This window comes from Bradyrhizobium sp. F1.4.3, assembly GCF_040548375.1.
GTDB lineage: Bacteria > Pseudomonadota > Alphaproteobacteria > Rhizobiales > Xanthobacteraceae > Bradyrhizobium.
On sequence record NZ_JBEPRN010000001.1, the window covers coordinates 932,218 to 946,563 of the forward strand.

Sequence of the window (14,346 nt, forward strand, 5' to 3'; positions counted from 1 at the left end):
CTCCCCTCGACGGTTTCTTTCAAGTCTTGCTGCTTGCAATAACCCGCCGCCGTGCCGGCGCAGCCTGATCGAGCGCCGGCGCCTGGAAGGCCGCGACGGTGGCCTGCACCAATTGCTCGATCGCACTGGCAGCATCGCTGCCATCGGCCTCGCCGCGCGACAGGCGCGAGACGCGGTCCGGCGTCACCAGCGAATAATAGAGCGCGCCGAGCAGGAAGTGGCTGCGCCAGACGATTTCGTTGCGCGGAATATGCGGCAAGCTCTCGTGGATCGAGTCGATGAAGGCGTGGCTGGTATCGTCAAAGGTCTGCGCGATGATCTTTCGCGCGACCTCGTTGCCTTCGGCCGACATCACCGCGCGAAGCCGCGTGAAGCGCGCGCCGCCGCCCGCGAGATCGCTGCCCGAGGTGAAGGCCGGCACCACGTAGGCCCGCACGATCGCCTCCAGCCGGTCCTGGAGATCGCGCACCCGCTTGGCGGCAGCGAGCAACTCGGAACGGCGAAGGTTCATCGGCCCGCAATGGCGCCGGTAGATCTCCAGCAGCAGGCCGTCCTTGGTCTTGAAATGGTAGGTGACGCTGCCGGGATTGGCGCCGGCGGCCTGCGCGATATCGCGCACGGACACGGCGTTGAAACCGTTGGTGGCGAACAGCTCCTCGGCCGCGGCGAGGATCGCCTCGCGCATGTTCGGCTTGCGGGCCGTTTCCTTGCTGGTGGGCTTGCGTACCATCTGATTTGTACTATCGTACAAAAGATCAGGTCTCGTCAACAAAAACCATGGGCAACGTCCGGGGCGGCGCAGAGACCGCCGCAAGGACGCGAATGTCCCCGAGGAGTGCAGAGAAATGCTGGGTTTGAACAAGACAATCGGGCGGATCGCGGTCGGTGCGGGCTTGCTGCTGACGGCGAGCGCCGCGCAGGCTGAGAACTATCCGAGCAAGCCGGTTCACATCCTCGTGCCTTATGCGGCCGGCGGCGCAGTCGACGTGCTCGCGCGCACGCTCGGACAGGCGCTGGCCAAGACCTGGGGCCAGCAGCCCGTGGTCGACAACCGTCCCGGCGCCGGCGGCATCGTCGCCTCGCAGGCCTTGGTACAAGCCGCGCCCGACGGCTACACGCTGATTCTGGTCGCGAGCGGTCATCCGCTGAACCAATTCATCTATCCGAGCGTGCCCTACGACACGTTCGAGGATTTTACCGCGATTTCCGAAGTGGCGTCGTCGCCGCTTGCCATCGTGGTGGCCAAGGACAGTCCTTACAAGACGCTTGGCGATCTCCTGGCTGCCGCCAAGAAAGATCCTGACAAGCTCTCCTACGGCATGTCCGGCAACGGCACCTCGGCGCATCTTGCCGGCGAGCTGTTGAAATACATGTCCGGCACCAAGATCGTCGCGATCCCCTACAAGGGCGGCGCACCGGCGCTGACCGCGGTGATCGCCGGCGAAATCCCGCTCGGCATCAATCCGCTAGCGGAAGCAATCGGACAGCTCGAAGGCGGCTCGGTGCGCGCGCTCGCGGTCACCTCGGCCGAGCGCTCCAAGGCCCTGCCGGACGTTCCGACCGTCGCCGAGTCCGGCGTGCCCGGCTACGACGTGTCGGTCTGGTGGGGCGTGCTGGGCCCGGCAAAGATGCCGCCGGAGATCGTGGCGAAACTCGAAACCGATCTGAAGGCAGCGTTGCGGGACCCGAACGTGCTGTCGACACTCGGCAAGATCGGCGCTGCGCCCGTCGGCTCATCCGGCAAGGATTTCGACGCCTACATGCACGCGGAGGCAACCAAATGGGAGCCGGTGCTGAAGGCTGCCGACATTCGCGCGCAGTGAGGCGGGCTTCCCCATGATGACCGTCTCTTATCTTATGCGCGCAGCGCGCACCGCCCTGCTCGCGGTCGCAGTCATCGGCTCGCTCGGTGCATCCGCGCACGCCGATGGCGAAGCTAAACTCCTGGCGCCCAGTGGCACCTTGCGCATCGGCATCTATCCGGGCAGCCCGACCTCGATGGTGACCGACCCGAGCGGCAAGCCGCACGGCCTGAGCTACGACCTCGGCGGCGAACTGGCAAAGCGGCTCGGCGTCGGCGTCGACTATGTCAGGTTTCAGCGCGTCGCCGACATCGTCACCGCGATTCACGACGGCCAGATCGATTTCACCGTGACCAACGCCACGCCGGCCCGCGCCAACGAGGTCAGCTTCAGCCAGCCGGTGCTGGCGATCGAGCTCGGCTATCTCGTCCCGGCGAATTCGCCGATCGGCAAGATCGAGGATATCGATCGACCGGGCGTGAAGATCGGCGTCACCAAGGGCTCGACCTCCGAGCGCACCTTGCCCGCCAGGTTCAAGAATGCGACCATCGTTCCCGCCGAGAGCGTCAAGGTCGCCATCGCGATGTTCGGCCACGGCGAGATCGACCTCTACGCCACCAACAAGCCGACCTTGTTCGAGATGTCAGACCAGATGCCGGGCGCGCGGATCCTCGACGGCAATTGGGGCGCGGAGCATATGGCCATCGCGATCCCGAAGGGACGCGAAGACGCGCTTCCTATGCTCAACCGCTTCGTCACGGACGAGCAGTCGTCCGGCGCACTCGACACGATCCAGCAGCAGGCGGGCTTGCGCGGCGCGACGAAGGCCGCACGCGACTAAGCCTTAGTTCGCCACCTGCTCCGCGGGATGCTAAACGATCGCGGAAGGCGAAGCATCCGCCAATTTGCGCGCGCTCGCCCGCATCCTCGCGTGCAACCGTCGCCGAATTACGCTATTTCTTGGCAATCATGACTCGACGAACCGGCAGCGCCGACCTTCCCCTGCACACCGGCCGGGTTCCGCCCTGGCTAGCGACCCGTATGTCGACGCTCGGCGCGATCGTCACGCAGGCGATCGTGCATCATTATGGGCGCGACGCGTTCCTCCAGCGGCTGTCACATCCGTTCTGGTTCCAGTCGTTCGGCGCCGTGATGGGGATGGACTGGCACTCCTCCGGCATCACGACCTCCGTGATCGGCGCGCTGAAGCGCGGCCTCGGTCCACTCCAGGATGAGCTTGGCATCTATGTCTGCGGCGGCCGCGGCCAGCATTCGCGCAAGACGCCGGACGAGTTGTTGCAGCTCGGCGACCGCGTCGGCTTCGACGGCGCAAAACTGACGCGCGCAAGCCGTCTGGTGGCGAAGGTCGACAGCGCCGCTGTGCAGGATGGCTTTGATCTTTACTTGCACGGCTTCTTCGTCACCGCCGACGGCAAGTGGACGGTGGTGCAGCAGGGCATGAACGGCGACAAGCGCCAGGCCCGCCGCTATCACTGGCATTCCGAAGCGCTGAAGAGTTTTGTCGATGCGCCGCACAGCGCGATCGACGGCCCGCAGCAAGGCGAGATCGTCAATCTCACCGATCATCGCGCCGACGTCTCGCGCACCGCGCAGCTCGAACTACTGTCCGACCTCGGTCCCGACCGCATCATCACCGAATTCGAACGGCTCAGCCGCACCACGCCCGCACAGGCCATGCTGCCGCATTTGATCATGCCCGCCCATCACGACGTCCGGCCGAAGGACGTGTTCGCGCGGCGCCTGCACGGCACGCTGACTGCTGCAGCCGAGCGAGGCCCCGTCGATTTCCCGGATCTATTGCTGACGCCCGGCGTCGGCGCCCGCACCGTACGCTCGCTGGCAATGGTCGCCGAGATCGTGCACGGCGCGCCCTATCGCTTCAACGATCCCGCGCGCTTCTCGCTCGCCCATGGCGGCAAGGACCGGCATCCCTACCCCGTCCCGATCAAGGTCTATGACGAGACCATTCGCGTGCTGAAGGGCGCGATCCAGAACGCAAAGCTCGGACGCGAGGAAGAGTTGCAGGCGATCAAGCGCCTCGACGATCAGGCACGGCGGCTGGAGCGCACCGCGCGCGGGCCATCGGTCGAGGCCTACATCGCCGGCGAGCGCGCGGCCTCGCCCGATCTCGACGGCCGATCCGTGTTCGGCTGGGAGCGCGATCTCGTGGCATCCAAGACGTCGACTCGCGCCTGAAGGCGCGGCTCGGATTATCGCCTAATCTTCAGCCTCCTCATCGGTCAGCCGGTTCGCCGAATGATCCTGATACTGCTCCGTCTGGATGAACTTTCCGTCCATGCCGCGAATGTCCGAATGCTGCGCCTTGTCGCGGTTCGACAGAATCATGTTGTCGCCGATCTTGTCCTTTGAGATGTCCGTAAAAGCGCCGTTCCCCGCGCCCTTGCCGTGCGCGCCTGAACCGATATGCGTCTTGCCTCCACTGGGCATGGATTGCTCCATCTCTTGTTGTCCGCATTCGGCCAACGCCTGCACCGCGGAATTTGTTTCGCGGTTGCATGAGGGAACGGGGATCACGGTTCCGAGGTGAACGGCAACATCACGTCAACTGGCGAGCAATTGCGCGACATTGGCCGTAGCCGGGCTCGGTTGGCGCGTTTCGCCGGCATCGGCAATGACCGGCAATGTCGCGATTGCGCGGATCCCCGGCCGCTTGCGCCAATGGATTTGCGAGGCCTCCACCGCGAGACCAAGGCGCGGCCAGCGCGTGAACAAGGCTTGAAGCGCGCAAGCCGCCTCGATGCGCGCGAGCTGGTGGCCGAGGCAGAAATGGATTCCCGTGCCGAACGAGATGTGACGGTTGGGCTTGCGCTCGAGATCGAGCTGGTCCGGCCGGTCGTGCACCGCCGGGTCCATGTTCGCCGCGGCCAGCATCACCATGACGCGGTCGCCCTGCTTCAGCCGCACGCCCTCCAGCTCGACGTCCCGCCGCACATAGCGCGGCTTGGAGAATTGCACCGGCGACACGAAACGCAGGAATTCCTCGACGGCGAGCCCGGTGCGGCTCCAGTCCTCTTCCAGCCAATCGCGCAGGCCGGGATTCCTGAGCAGCTCGTAGACCGAACCGCTGATGAGATGAGTGGTGGTCTCCGAGCCCGCCGCGAGCAGCAGAAACACCATCGACACCATTTCGTCCGGCGTAATCTGGCCGCCCTCGCGCTCGACCTGGACCAGCTCGGCGATCAGGCCCTCGCCGCCGTGCACGCGCGCGAGCTCCAACTGCTGCTTGAGGTAGGTACGCATCTTGCGAAACGCGAACAGCAGGCGGAAGAGGCTGACAACGTTCGTCAGCAACGAGATCGCATTGGCCCAGGCGATGAATTTCGGACGATCGGCCGGAGGCAGGCCCAGAAGCTCCGAGATGACCGCCAGCGGCAGAATGCGCGCGTAGCGCTGGACGAGATCGGCCGGGCTTCCGCTTGCGAACAGCTCGGCCGCGAGATCATCGGCAATGGCACGGACGCGCGGCTCCATCGCGACGATCGCGCGGCGCCGAAAGGCCTCGTCCACAATGCTGCGCAGCCTTGTATGGTCCGGCTCGTCCATGGTCAGCATGTTGTTGGCAATGGTCGTGACGAGCCTTGGCATCCACCAGCGCAGGCCCGCGACCTCGCCATCCTCCTTGCGCAACGTGAATGTCGCGCCGTCCTTCAACACCTGCGCGGTGGCGTCATGGGTCGTGGTGATCCAGACGTCGCCAACCAGCGGAAAGCGCGTCGCGACCACGGGACCGGACGAGCGCAGCGTCGCGATCGCCTTGGGCGGATCGCGGAAGAAGGCCTCGCTGGTGAAATCGAGGCGCGGTGTCATGGGATCACCGGAGCAGTTGGTGGCGCCTCAACCAGATGGGATGCGGGGAACGCCGTACAAGGGCCGGAACCGGGCCCGCCCGAGCGGGGCGCTTGAGACGCGCCTAGCCGCCTCCCGGCGTGCGCTGGCCGGTCTTGCGCTGCTGCTGGTTGGTATAGGCGTCCCAATGGCTCCAGCTGCCGTTGCTGAGGCTTTGAAAGTCGGTGCCGAGCGGCCGGCGCGTACGCTTGTCGTAATCGGCGATTGCGCGCTCGGATTGCGCAATCTTGCGCTTGAGTTCCGCAGTCGCCTTTTGGGTCTGGCCGTTCCGCTTCGAGGTGGCGATCTCGCCGATCGTGAAGCGCGCGGTCTCGAGCGCCTTCAACTCGGTACGGTTCTTCTTCAACTGGACCCGGTGCCAGGCGATGTTGCTGTCGCTGTCCGCAACCATGTGGGAACTCCGCTGATTCGCAGCCACATAGTAACGCGCGCCGAATCGGGGCCGCAACGCCCGCGCGACGGCGAAAATGCGGTCTTATTGCGCAGCGGGCATGATCCGGACCCGGAGGGCCGCGTTAGCGCAAAGTGTGAAGCGGTTTTCCGAAGAGATCATGCCCCAATGAAGCCCGCGATCAGCGCTCGGCGAACGCCTTTTCGACCACGAACTGGGCCGGCTCGCCGTGATTGCCCTCGACGAAGCCGCGCTCGCCCAGGAGCACGCGGGTGTCCGCGACCAGCGCCGGGCTGCCGCAGATCATGACGCGGTCGTGGGCCGCTTCCAGGTCCGGCAGGCCGATATCGGCAAACAGCTTGCCCGAGGTGATGAGGTCGGTGATGCGGCCGCGGTTGCGGAAGGGATCGCGGGTCACGGTCGGATAGTAGATGAGCTGAGCGCGGATATAGTCGCCGAGCAGCTCGTCGTTCGGCAGATGCTCGGTGATCATCTCGCCATAGGCGAGTTCCTTGACGTGCCGGCAGCCGTGCAGGAGCACGACCTTCTCGAACCGCTCATAAGTCTCGGGGTCCTTGATCACGCTCAGGAACGGCGCAAGACCGGTGCCGGTGCCGATGAGATAGAGATTGCGACCCTCTTCCAGATTGTCGATCACCAGTGTGCCGGTGGCCTTGCGGCTGACGATGATCTCGTCGCCTTGCTTCAGGTGCTGGAGCCGCGAGGTCAGCGGGCCGTCAGGCACCTTGATCGAGAAGAACTCCAGCGTCTCCTCGTAATTGGCGCTGGCGACGCTGTAGGCCCGCAGCAGCGGCTTCTCGCCGACCTTGAGCCCGATCATGGTGAATTCGCCGTTGCGGAAGCGGAAGGTCGGGCTGCGGGTGGTCTTGAAAGAGAACAGCGTGTCGGTCCAGTGGTGGACGCTCAAAACGCTTTCCTGATTGAAATTGCTCATCTCACCCTTCCGTGTCGCTTCTGTGCGGTTCCGAGGCGGTCAGCTATGCGTCGTTAGTACACAATCATTCGTATACAAATGAATAATCCGGCTTGATCCCGCGGTCAAGGCTGCCCAAGATCGAAAGCGTTGCAGTTAAGGACAAGGACCCATTCCATGGCGCATGACGCACCCCAGGCCACCGGACCCTCGAAACTCGTGATCCGCAATATCGGCCTGATCCTGTCGGGCGCGCTGGAAAAGCCGATCCTGGACGGCGACACCATCGTCGCCGAGAACGGCAAGATCACCGCGATCGGCCGCTTCAAGGATCTCGACATCGAAGGCGCGACCACCATGGTCGATGCCAACGGCACGACCGTCGCACCTGGCCTGATCGACAGCCACGTCCACCCCGTCGCCGGCGACTGGACGCCGCGGCAGAACCAGATCGGCTGGATCGACAGCAACCTGCATGGCGGCGTCACCACGATGATTTCCGCCGGCGAAGTTCACATGCCCGGTCGCCCGCGTGACGTCGTCGGGCTGAAAGCCATGGCAATCTTCGCACAGCGCGCATTCTGGAATCTGCGGCCTGGCGGCGTGAAGGTTCACGCCGGCGCGCCCGTGATCGAATGCGAGATGGTCGAGGAGGATTTCAAGGAGTTGGCCGCGGCCGGTGTCAAGCTGCTCGGCGAAGTTGGCTTGGGCGGCGTCAAGGACGGCCCAACCGCGCGAAAAATGGTCGGCTGGGCCCGCAAATACGGCATCCAGAGCACGATCCACACCGGCGGCCCCTCGATCCCCGGCTCCGGCCTGATCGACAAGGACGTGGTGCTGGAGGCCGACACGGACGTGGTCGGCCACATCAATGGCGGCCACACGGCGCTACCCGACGACCAGATTCGCTGCATCTGTGAAGGCTGCAAGCGCGGCCTCGAGCTCGTGCACAACGGCAATGAGCGCTCGGCGCTATTCACACTGCGCACCGCGCGCGAGATGGGCGATCTGCACCGCGTCATCCTCGGCACCGACGCGCCCGCCGGCTCCGGCGTGCAGCCGCTCGGCATTTTACGCATGGTCTCGATGCTGTCCTCGCTCGGCGACCTGCCGGCCGAGATTGCCTTCTGTCTGGCCACCGGCAACACCGCGCGGATGCGCGAGCTCGATTGCGGCCTGATCGAGGTCGGCCGCTCCGCCGATTTCGTCATCATGGACAAGGCACAGCATTCGCCAGGCAAGAACATTTTGGAGAGCGTGCAGCTCGGCGACCTCCCCGGCATCGGCATGACCATCATCGACGGCATCGTGCGCACCCAGCGCAGCCGCAACACGCCGCCGGCGGGGAAAGTGCCGGAGGTGGTGGCGAAGTAAGCGGCCACTATGTAGCCCCGTCATCCTGAGGCGCTCGCCTTGCGCAGCGAGGCGAGCCTCGAAGGGTGGACGGCCGAGAAGGTGCAGCCAGGCTGTCGCCCTTCGAGGTCCGCTGAAGAAGCGGCCACCTCAGGGTGACGGTCAGAAACTTGAGTTCACCGCAGTTTATTCAACAATCCCATCAACGTCTCGCGCTCCTTGGCATCGAGCGGCGCCAGGGTCTCGCGGGTGATCGCCAGCGCATTCGGCGCCAGCTTCTCCGCAAGCTGCTGACCGCCGCGCGTCAGGCTGACCAGTAGCCGCCGCCCGTCCTCGGGATCCTGGCTCGTCTCCGTCAGGCCGCGCGCCGAGAGCCTGTCGATCACGCCCTTGATGGTCGCAACGTCCATCGACGTCAGCCGCCCGAGCTGGTTCTGTGAGCACGGCCCGGTCTCGGCGAGTTTTGACAGCGCCGCCCATTGCGTCGGCGTCAGATTGGTGCCGATGTCGCGGGAGAAGATCGAGCTGTGGCGCTGCCAGACCTGGCGCAGGATGAAGCCGACCTGCTCGTCGAGCACATAAGGCGGTTTTGCCGGTTTGACGCTCTTCTTCGCCGCGACGCTTCTCGCCATCCGCTCCCCGCCCTTCACAACGACAGATGCGCGTCGCGGATATCCGGACGCCCATCGAGCTCGGCCATGGTGCCGCCGAAGCAGATGCGGCCGCGCTCGATGATGTAAGCACGATCGGAGATCAGTCGCGCAAAGTGCAAATTCTGCTCGGAGACGACGATGCTGACGCCCTCCTTCTTCATGGTCAGGATGGCATCGACCATCTGCTCCACGATCTTCGGCGACAGCCCCTCCGACGGCTCATCGAGCAGCACCAGCGACGGATTCCCCATCAGCGTGCGCGCGATGGTGAGCATCTGCTGCTCGCCACCGCTCATGCGGCCGCCCGGACGGCTTTTCATCTCACCCAGATTTGGAAACAGCGCGAACAGCTTGTCGCGCGTCCAATATGGCGCGTTCGGACGCTTCGGCTGGCGGCCGACTTCGAGATTCTCTTCGACCGTCAGATCGGTGAAGATGCGCCGCTCCTCCGGCACATAGCCGAGCCCATCGCGCACGATCTCGTGCGTTGGCCGCGCCGAGACATCCTTGCCCTCGAACATGATGCGGCCGGAACGCTGCGCCACCAGGCCGACGATTGAGCGAAACGTCGTCGACTTGCCGGCACCGTTGCGGCCCAGAAGCGCCACCACCTCGCCCTCGCCGACCTCGAAGCCGATGTCGAACAGAATATGCGCTGGGCCATAATGGCTGTTGAGGTCTTGCACGGTGAGCTTCATGCTGAGGCCCCCTCGCGATGCTGGGCATCGTAGAGCAGGCCCTCGCCGAGATAGACCGCCTGCACCTGCGGATTGCCGCGTACCTCGGCCGGCGAGCCCTCGGCGATCAGCGTACCCCGATTCAGCACGATGATGCGGTCGGCATGCTCGAACACCACGTCCATGTCGTGCTCGGTGAAGAGCACACCGATCGACTTCTCCCGCGCGATCTGCGCGGTCAGCCGCATCAGGTCGACGCGCTCGCGCGGTGCCATGCCGGCGGTCGGCTCGTCCATCAACAGCAGTCTAGGTTGGTTGGCGAGCGCGACCGCGAGTTCGAGCCGCTTGAGGTCGCCATAGGCGAGCTCGCCGCAAGGGCGATCCGCATAGCCACCCATACCGACCAGCTCGAGCAAGCGCCCGGCCTCGCCGCGGTCGACATTCGGCGCCGAGCCCCAGAGATTGAACAGCTGCTTTCCGTGCGAGATCAGCGCGACCTGCACGTTCTCGCGCACCGTCATGGTGGCGAACGTCGCCGTGATCTGGAAGGTACGCCCAACGCCAAGTCGCCAGATCTCGCGCGGCTTCCTGCCTGTGGTCTCCTCGCCAAGCAGGCGGACATGACCCGTGTCAGGCTTGTTCTGGCCGTTGAGCATGTCGAAGCAGGTGCTCTTGCCCGCACCGTTCGGCCCGATCAGCGCCAGAATTTCGCCGGCGCGCAGCGAGAACGAGACGCCGCGCACGGCATGGATGCCGCCATAGGATTTGGTCAGGCCTTCGACCGCGAGAAGTGGGGGTGCGACACTCATTCGGCAAACCCGATCGGCTTGGCAAGCAGGGTTGCTGACCCCGGCGGCGTCGCCTTCCTGCGCCGCTGCGCGAGCATTTCCAGCATGCCGACGATACCCTTGGGGAACACGACGACGATCAGCACGATGAAGCCGCCGAGCACGAGTTTCGACAAGTCGGTCTGGCTGACCAGCCAGATGTTGAGCGCCTTGTAGACGATCGCACCGATCACCGCGCCCGACACCGTCTCGACGCCGCCGAGCAGCACCATGACCAGCGCGTCGACCGAGAGCGAGATGCCGAGATTGTCGGGGAAAACGCTGCCCTTGAGGTAGGCGAACAGCGCGCCGCCGATGCCCGCGGCCGTCCCCGCGATCACAAAGGCCGTCCATTGCATCCGCTTGGCGTTGATGCCGATCGCCTCGCTGCGCAGCACCGAGTCGCGTGTTGCCCGGAGCGCGTAGCCGAACGGCGAGAACACCATGACCCGCAGCGTGATCGTCACAAGAGCAGCGACGCCCAGCGCCAGCCAGTAGAAATGCGACGGGCTCGCCGCCCAGCTCGAAGGCCAGACGCCCAGAATGCCGTTGTCGCCGCCGGTCACGCTGACCCACTGAAACGCGATCGACCACACGATCTGGGCGAAGGCGAGCGTCAGCATGGCAAAGTAGACGCCCGAGAGCTGCACCGCGAAGAAACCGAACACGGCGGCGCCCATGCAGCCGAGCAGTGGCCCGAGCAACAGGCACACGATCATCGGCAACCCGGCCATCTTGGCAAGGAAAGCCACGCCATAGGCGCCGAGACCGAAATAGGCCGCGTGGCCGAAGGACGCGAGCCCGCCGACCGACATCAGGAAATGCAGGCTGACGGCGAAAATTACGAAGATCGCGATCTCCGACCCGACCGTGAGCGCATAATTGCCGGCAAACAGCGGCAGCGTCGCCGCGAGGACCAGCGCCGCAAGCGCGGCCAGCCGCTCGTTCGACGTCAGCGGCCGCCAGGGATTGACGGTGAGGCCTGGCGTCTTGCGCGCGGGTGCCTCGGGCCTGCCGAACAGGCCCCAGGGCCGCACGATCAGCACGGCCGCCATCACCAGGAAGACCAGGATGATCGAAATCTTCGGGAAGATCAGGATGCCGAAGGCATTGAGCTCGGAGACCAGCACCGCCGCGACAAAGGCGCCGATGATGCTGCCGAGACCGCCGATCACGACCACGACGAAGACCTCGACGATGATGCGCAGGTCCATGGCGTGATGAACGGCATCGCGCGGGATCTGGAGCGCGCCGCCGAGCGCGGCGAGGAACACGCCGACCGCAAACACCGAGGTGAACAGCCATTTCTGATTGACGCCGAGGGCTGCGACCATGTCGCGGTCCTGGGTCGCTGCGCGCACCAGCACGCCCCAGCGCGTGCGCTGGAACAGCAGCCAGAGAATGCCGAGCACGACCGGCCCGAGCACGATCAGGAACAAATCGTAGCTCGGGATGTTCTGACCGAAGAAATCGATCGCGCCCCTGAAGCCCGGCGCACGGCGGCCGACGAGATCGTCAGGCCCCCAGATCAGCACGACGAGATCTTCGACCATCAGGGTCAGGCCGAACGTCGCGAGCAACTGGAACAGCTCTGGTGCGTGATAGATGCGGCGGAGCAGCACCATCTCGACGATGACACCGATCAGCGCCACCGCCAGCGCCGCGACAACGATTCCGCCCCAGAAGCCGAAGGCGCCGGAAAGCCGTTCCGTCAGCGTGAATGCGATGTAAGCGCCGATCATGTAGAAGGCGCCATGCGCGAAATTCACGATCCGCGTCACGCCGAAAATAATCGACAGGCCCGACGCCACCAGGAACAGCGACGCTGCGCTGGCGAGACCGGTCAGAAACTGTACGACGTAAAAGGCCATCGGCGGTCCGGGTTGGGTTTGAAGTCACCTCTCCCCGCACTTGCGGGGAGAGGAAGAGGAACAAGCATCAATCCTTCGGACGCAGCTTCTCGACTTCGGCGTCGCTCGGCAGATAGTCCGAACCCTTCTTGTAGGACGAGTCCACCATGACGCCCTTGCCATCCTTCAGTGCGGTCTTGCCGACATAGGCACCGAGCGTCGACTGGTGGTCGATCTTGCGGAAGGTGATCTCGCCGAGCGGCGACGGCACCGACAGCCCTTCGGCGGCGGCAATCAGCTTCTCCGGATCGGTCGAGCCGGCCTTCGCAAGGATCGCGGCGGCCGATTTGATGGTCTGGTAGCCGACGATGGAGCCGAGGCGCGGATAGTCGTTGTACTTGGCCTGATAGGCCTTCAGGAACGCATCGTGCTCGGGCGTCTTGATCGAGTACCAGGGATAGCCGGTGACGATCCAGCCCTCGGGGGTCTCCTCCTTGAGCGGATCGAGGTATTCCGGCTCGCCGGTCAGGAACGAGACGACCTCGCGTCCCTTGAACAGGCCGCGGGTGTTGCCTTCGCGCACGAGCTTCACGAGATCGGCGCCGAACGTGACGTTGAGGATCGCTTCGGGATTGGCGGCGGCAACCGCCTGCACCACCGGGCCCGCATCGATCTTGCCCTGCGGCGGCCACTGCTCGTCGACCCACTGGATGTCGGGACGCTTCTCCGACATCAGCTTCTTGAACACCGCAACCGCGGATTGTCCGTATTCATAATTCGGCGCGATCGTCGCCCAGCGCTTGGCCGGCAGCTTTGCTGCGGCCTCGACCAACATCGCGGCCTGCATGTAGTTGGAGGGCCGCAGGCGGAAGGTGTACTTGTTGCCCTTCGACCAGGTGACGGCGTCCGTCAGCGGCTCGGCCGCGAGGAAGAACACCTTTTTCTGATTGGCGAAATCGCTGACCGCGAGGCCGATATTCGACAGAAACGTGCCCGTGAGCATCGCGACGCCCTCGCTTGAGACCAGCTCGTTGGCCGCCGTCTGCGCGTCGGCCGGCTTGCCGCCGTCGTCCTTGGAGATGACGACGAGCTTCTTGCCGTTGATGCCGCCGGCCGCGTTGATCTCTTCGACTGCGAGCTGCCATCCCTTGCGATAGGGCTCGGTGAAGGCGGGCAGCAGCGAGTAGCTGTTGATCTCACCGATCTTGATCTCCTGCGCCATCGCCGAATGAGCCATGCCGCCCGCCAGAAGCGCGAAGGCCGCGCCGACGAAATAGTTTCTTGCTCGCATCCCAACCTCCAGTTTTGAACTCTCTACGTCTTCAGCATGATCTGATCGGAGAACCGGTGCCCACTCCTCCGGATCATGCGCTATCTCAAACCGTCCTCGCCCTTGACCTCGCCAACCGTCAGCCCACCAACGCGCGGCAGCGGACGGCCGCTGTCGGTGACGGCCACTGCGACCATGATCTCGTTGGCGCGCGGCGCATCGTTGATCTGCACTTCCATCCCGTCGAAATGGCTGCGTACGAAGGCGGCATCCTTGTGCCCGAGCGGAATATCGAGCGTCGTGCCCGGACCGCTGCGCTTCTTGGACGACGGGATCAGCGCCGCGCCCTTGCTCAGGACTTTGCGCACAGGCGCGCCCATCTTGGGGTGAAGGATCGCGGCCGCATGTTCCAGCTCGCCGTTCTCGCCGACGGCGGCCGCCTTGCCATAGCTCTGCACCTTGGAACCCTCGATGCCGAGCGCCGCAACCGCGCGCTTCGACAGGAGATCGCCAAGCTCCTCGCCGATCGCGATCAGCGGCGAGAGATCCTCGACATATTTTCCGGCAAAGGGATTTTCGATCACGGCGATCGCTGCGGCGCGTCGCGTCGGCGGCGACACCTGGCGGCCCATCTCCATCTGCGTCTCTTCGACGACGGTGACGATCTTGCGAATGATCGCGCTCATAATTGTTTCCTTAGG

The 14,346-nt window shown here is 64.7% G+C and carries 15 protein-coding genes; 4 read left to right on the forward strand and 11 right to left on the reverse strand.

Going from position 1 to position 14,346, the window contains the following annotated elements:
* Window positions 1-19: 19 nt before the first annotated feature.
* Window positions 20-730: a TetR/AcrR family transcriptional regulator gene (locus ABIB73_RS04595; RefSeq protein WP_354221848.1), complete on the reverse strand. Its 711-nt coding sequence runs from the start codon at window positions 728-730 to the stop codon at window positions 20-22.
* 115 nt (window positions 731-845) lie between these two features.
* Here ABIB73_RS04595 and ABIB73_RS04600 point away from each other — a divergent pair, with 115 nt between their 5' ends.
* From ABIB73_RS04600 to ABIB73_RS04610, 3 genes are all read left to right on the forward strand, one after another.
* Window positions 846-1,823, forward strand: a complete 978-nt coding sequence (locus tag ABIB73_RS04600) for a Bug family tripartite tricarboxylate transporter substrate binding protein (protein ID WP_354221850.1) — start codon at window positions 846-848, stop codon at window positions 1,821-1,823.
* A gap of 13 nt (window positions 1,824-1,836) precedes the next feature.
* A complete protein-coding gene (locus tag ABIB73_RS04605) occupies window positions 1,837-2,643 on the forward strand; it encodes an ABC transporter substrate-binding protein (protein ID WP_354221852.1) in 807 nt (268 codons plus the stop codon).
* A 128-nt stretch (window positions 2,644-2,771) separates the two neighbouring features.
* Window positions 2,772-4,019: a DUF763 domain-containing protein gene (locus ABIB73_RS04610; RefSeq protein WP_354221854.1), complete on the forward strand. Its 1,248-nt coding sequence runs from the start codon at window positions 2,772-2,774 to the stop codon at window positions 4,017-4,019.
* Window positions 4,020-4,040: 21 nt separating this feature from the next.
* On the opposite strand, the gene ABIB73_RS04615 is transcribed toward ABIB73_RS04610, so the two are convergent.
* The 4 genes from ABIB73_RS04615 to ABIB73_RS04630 all read right to left on the reverse strand — a co-directional run bounded on the left by ABIB73_RS04615 (window position 4,041) and on the right by ABIB73_RS04630 (window position 7,036).
* Complete coding sequence (locus ABIB73_RS04615) at window positions 4,041-4,271, reverse strand: hypothetical protein (RefSeq protein ID WP_354222562.1); 231 nt, start codon at window positions 4,269-4,271, stop codon at window positions 4,041-4,043.
* Between the two features lie 114 nt (window positions 4,272-4,385).
* Window positions 4,386-5,651 carry a cytochrome P450 gene (locus ABIB73_RS04620; protein ID WP_354221856.1) on the reverse strand — a complete coding sequence of 422 codons (1,266 nt, stop codon included), beginning with the start codon at window positions 5,649-5,651 and terminating at the stop codon, window positions 4,386-4,388.
* 103 nt (window positions 5,652-5,754) lie between these two features.
* A complete protein-coding gene (locus tag ABIB73_RS04625) occupies window positions 5,755-6,081 on the reverse strand; it encodes a hypothetical protein (RefSeq protein WP_354221858.1) in 327 nt (108 codons plus the stop codon).
* Between the two features lie 181 nt (window positions 6,082-6,262).
* Entirely contained in the window at window positions 6,263-7,036 is a 774-nt protein-coding gene (locus tag ABIB73_RS04630) for a ferredoxin--NADP reductase (RefSeq protein WP_354221860.1), read from the reverse strand.
* A 156-nt stretch (window positions 7,037-7,192) separates the two neighbouring features.
* Between ABIB73_RS04630 and ABIB73_RS04635 the strand changes: the two genes are divergently transcribed.
* Window positions 7,193-8,389 carry an amidohydrolase family protein gene (locus tag ABIB73_RS04635; protein ID WP_354221862.1) on the forward strand — a complete coding sequence of 399 codons (1,197 nt, stop codon included), beginning with the start codon at window positions 7,193-7,195 and terminating at the stop codon, window positions 8,387-8,389.
* 155 nt (window positions 8,390-8,544) lie between these two features.
* Here the strand turns inward: ABIB73_RS04635 and ABIB73_RS04640 are convergent, their stop codons facing one another.
* The 6 genes from ABIB73_RS04640 to ABIB73_RS04665 form a co-directional block, all read right to left on the reverse strand.
* Window positions 8,545-9,000, reverse strand: a complete 456-nt coding sequence (locus tag ABIB73_RS04640) for a MarR family winged helix-turn-helix transcriptional regulator (protein ID WP_354221864.1) — start codon at window positions 8,998-9,000, stop codon at window positions 8,545-8,547.
* 14 nt (window positions 9,001-9,014) lie between these two features.
* Complete coding sequence (locus tag ABIB73_RS04645) at window positions 9,015-9,719, reverse strand: ABC transporter ATP-binding protein (RefSeq protein ID WP_354221866.1); 705 nt, start codon at window positions 9,717-9,719, stop codon at window positions 9,015-9,017.
* Window positions 9,716-10,507 carry an ABC transporter ATP-binding protein gene (locus tag ABIB73_RS04650; RefSeq protein ID WP_354221868.1) on the reverse strand — a complete coding sequence of 264 codons (792 nt, stop codon included), beginning with the start codon at window positions 10,505-10,507 and terminating at the stop codon, window positions 9,716-9,718. Before ABIB73_RS04650 ends, ABIB73_RS04645 begins: the two co-directional genes overlap by 4 nt.
* Window positions 10,504-12,396, reverse strand: coding sequence for an ABC transporter permease (locus ABIB73_RS04655; RefSeq protein WP_354221870.1), 1,893 nt, complete (start codon window positions 12,394-12,396; stop codon window positions 10,504-10,506). The genes ABIB73_RS04650 and ABIB73_RS04655 overlap by 4 nt, the downstream gene beginning before the upstream one ends.
* 67 nt (window positions 12,397-12,463) lie before the next feature.
* Window positions 12,464-13,666 (reverse strand): ABC transporter substrate-binding protein, encoded by a 1,203-nt coding sequence (locus ABIB73_RS04660; protein WP_354221872.1) that lies wholly within the window; start codon window positions 13,664-13,666, stop codon window positions 12,464-12,466.
* Between the two features lie 80 nt (window positions 13,667-13,746).
* Window positions 13,747-14,331: an amino acid synthesis family protein gene (locus tag ABIB73_RS04665; protein WP_354221874.1), complete on the reverse strand. Its 585-nt coding sequence runs from the start codon at window positions 14,329-14,331 to the stop codon at window positions 13,747-13,749.
* Window positions 14,332-14,346: the final 15 nt, after the last annotated feature.

Coding starts and splice junctions, on each gene's coding strand:
- ABIB73_RS04595 (WP_354221848.1), bottom strand. CDS start 730: ATGGTACGCAAGCCCACCAGCAAGGAAACGGCCCGCAAGCCGAACATG.
- ABIB73_RS04600 (WP_354221850.1), top strand. CDS start 846: ATGCTGGGTTTGAACAAGACAATCGGGCGGATCGCGGTCGGTGCGGGC.
- ABIB73_RS04605 (WP_354221852.1), top strand. CDS start 1,837: ATGATGACCGTCTCTTATCTTATGCGCGCAGCGCGCACCGCCCTGCTC.
- ABIB73_RS04610 (WP_354221854.1), top strand. CDS start 2,772: ATGACTCGACGAACCGGCAGCGCCGACCTTCCCCTGCACACCGGCCGG.
- ABIB73_RS04615 (WP_354222562.1), bottom strand. CDS start 4,271: ATGCCCAGTGGAGGCAAGACGCATATCGGTTCAGGCGCGCACGGCAAG.
- ABIB73_RS04620 (WP_354221856.1), bottom strand. CDS start 5,651: ATGACACCGCGCCTCGATTTCACCAGCGAGGCCTTCTTCCGCGATCCG.
- ABIB73_RS04625 (WP_354221858.1), bottom strand. CDS start 6,081: ATGGTTGCGGACAGCGACAGCAACATCGCCTGGCACCGGGTCCAGTTG.
- ABIB73_RS04630 (WP_354221860.1), bottom strand. CDS start 7,036: ATGAGCAATTTCAATCAGGAAAGCGTTTTGAGCGTCCACCACTGGACC.
- ABIB73_RS04635 (WP_354221862.1), top strand. CDS start 7,193: ATGGCGCATGACGCACCCCAGGCCACCGGACCCTCGAAACTCGTGATC.
- ABIB73_RS04640 (WP_354221864.1), bottom strand. CDS start 9,000: ATGGCGAGAAGCGTCGCGGCGAAGAAGAGCGTCAAACCGGCAAAACCG.
- ABIB73_RS04645 (WP_354221866.1), bottom strand. CDS start 9,719: ATGAAGCTCACCGTGCAAGACCTCAACAGCCATTATGGCCCAGCGCAT.
- ABIB73_RS04650 (WP_354221868.1), bottom strand. CDS start 10,507: ATGAGTGTCGCACCCCCACTTCTCGCGGTCGAAGGCCTGACCAAATCC.
- ABIB73_RS04655 (WP_354221870.1), bottom strand. CDS start 12,396: ATGGCCTTTTACGTCGTACAGTTTCTGACCGGTCTCGCCAGCGCAGCG.
- ABIB73_RS04660 (WP_354221872.1), bottom strand. CDS start 13,666: ATGCGAGCAAGAAACTATTTCGTCGGCGCGGCCTTCGCGCTTCTGGCG.
- ABIB73_RS04665 (WP_354221874.1), bottom strand. CDS start 14,331: ATGAGCGCGATCATTCGCAAGATCGTCACCGTCGTCGAAGAGACGCAG.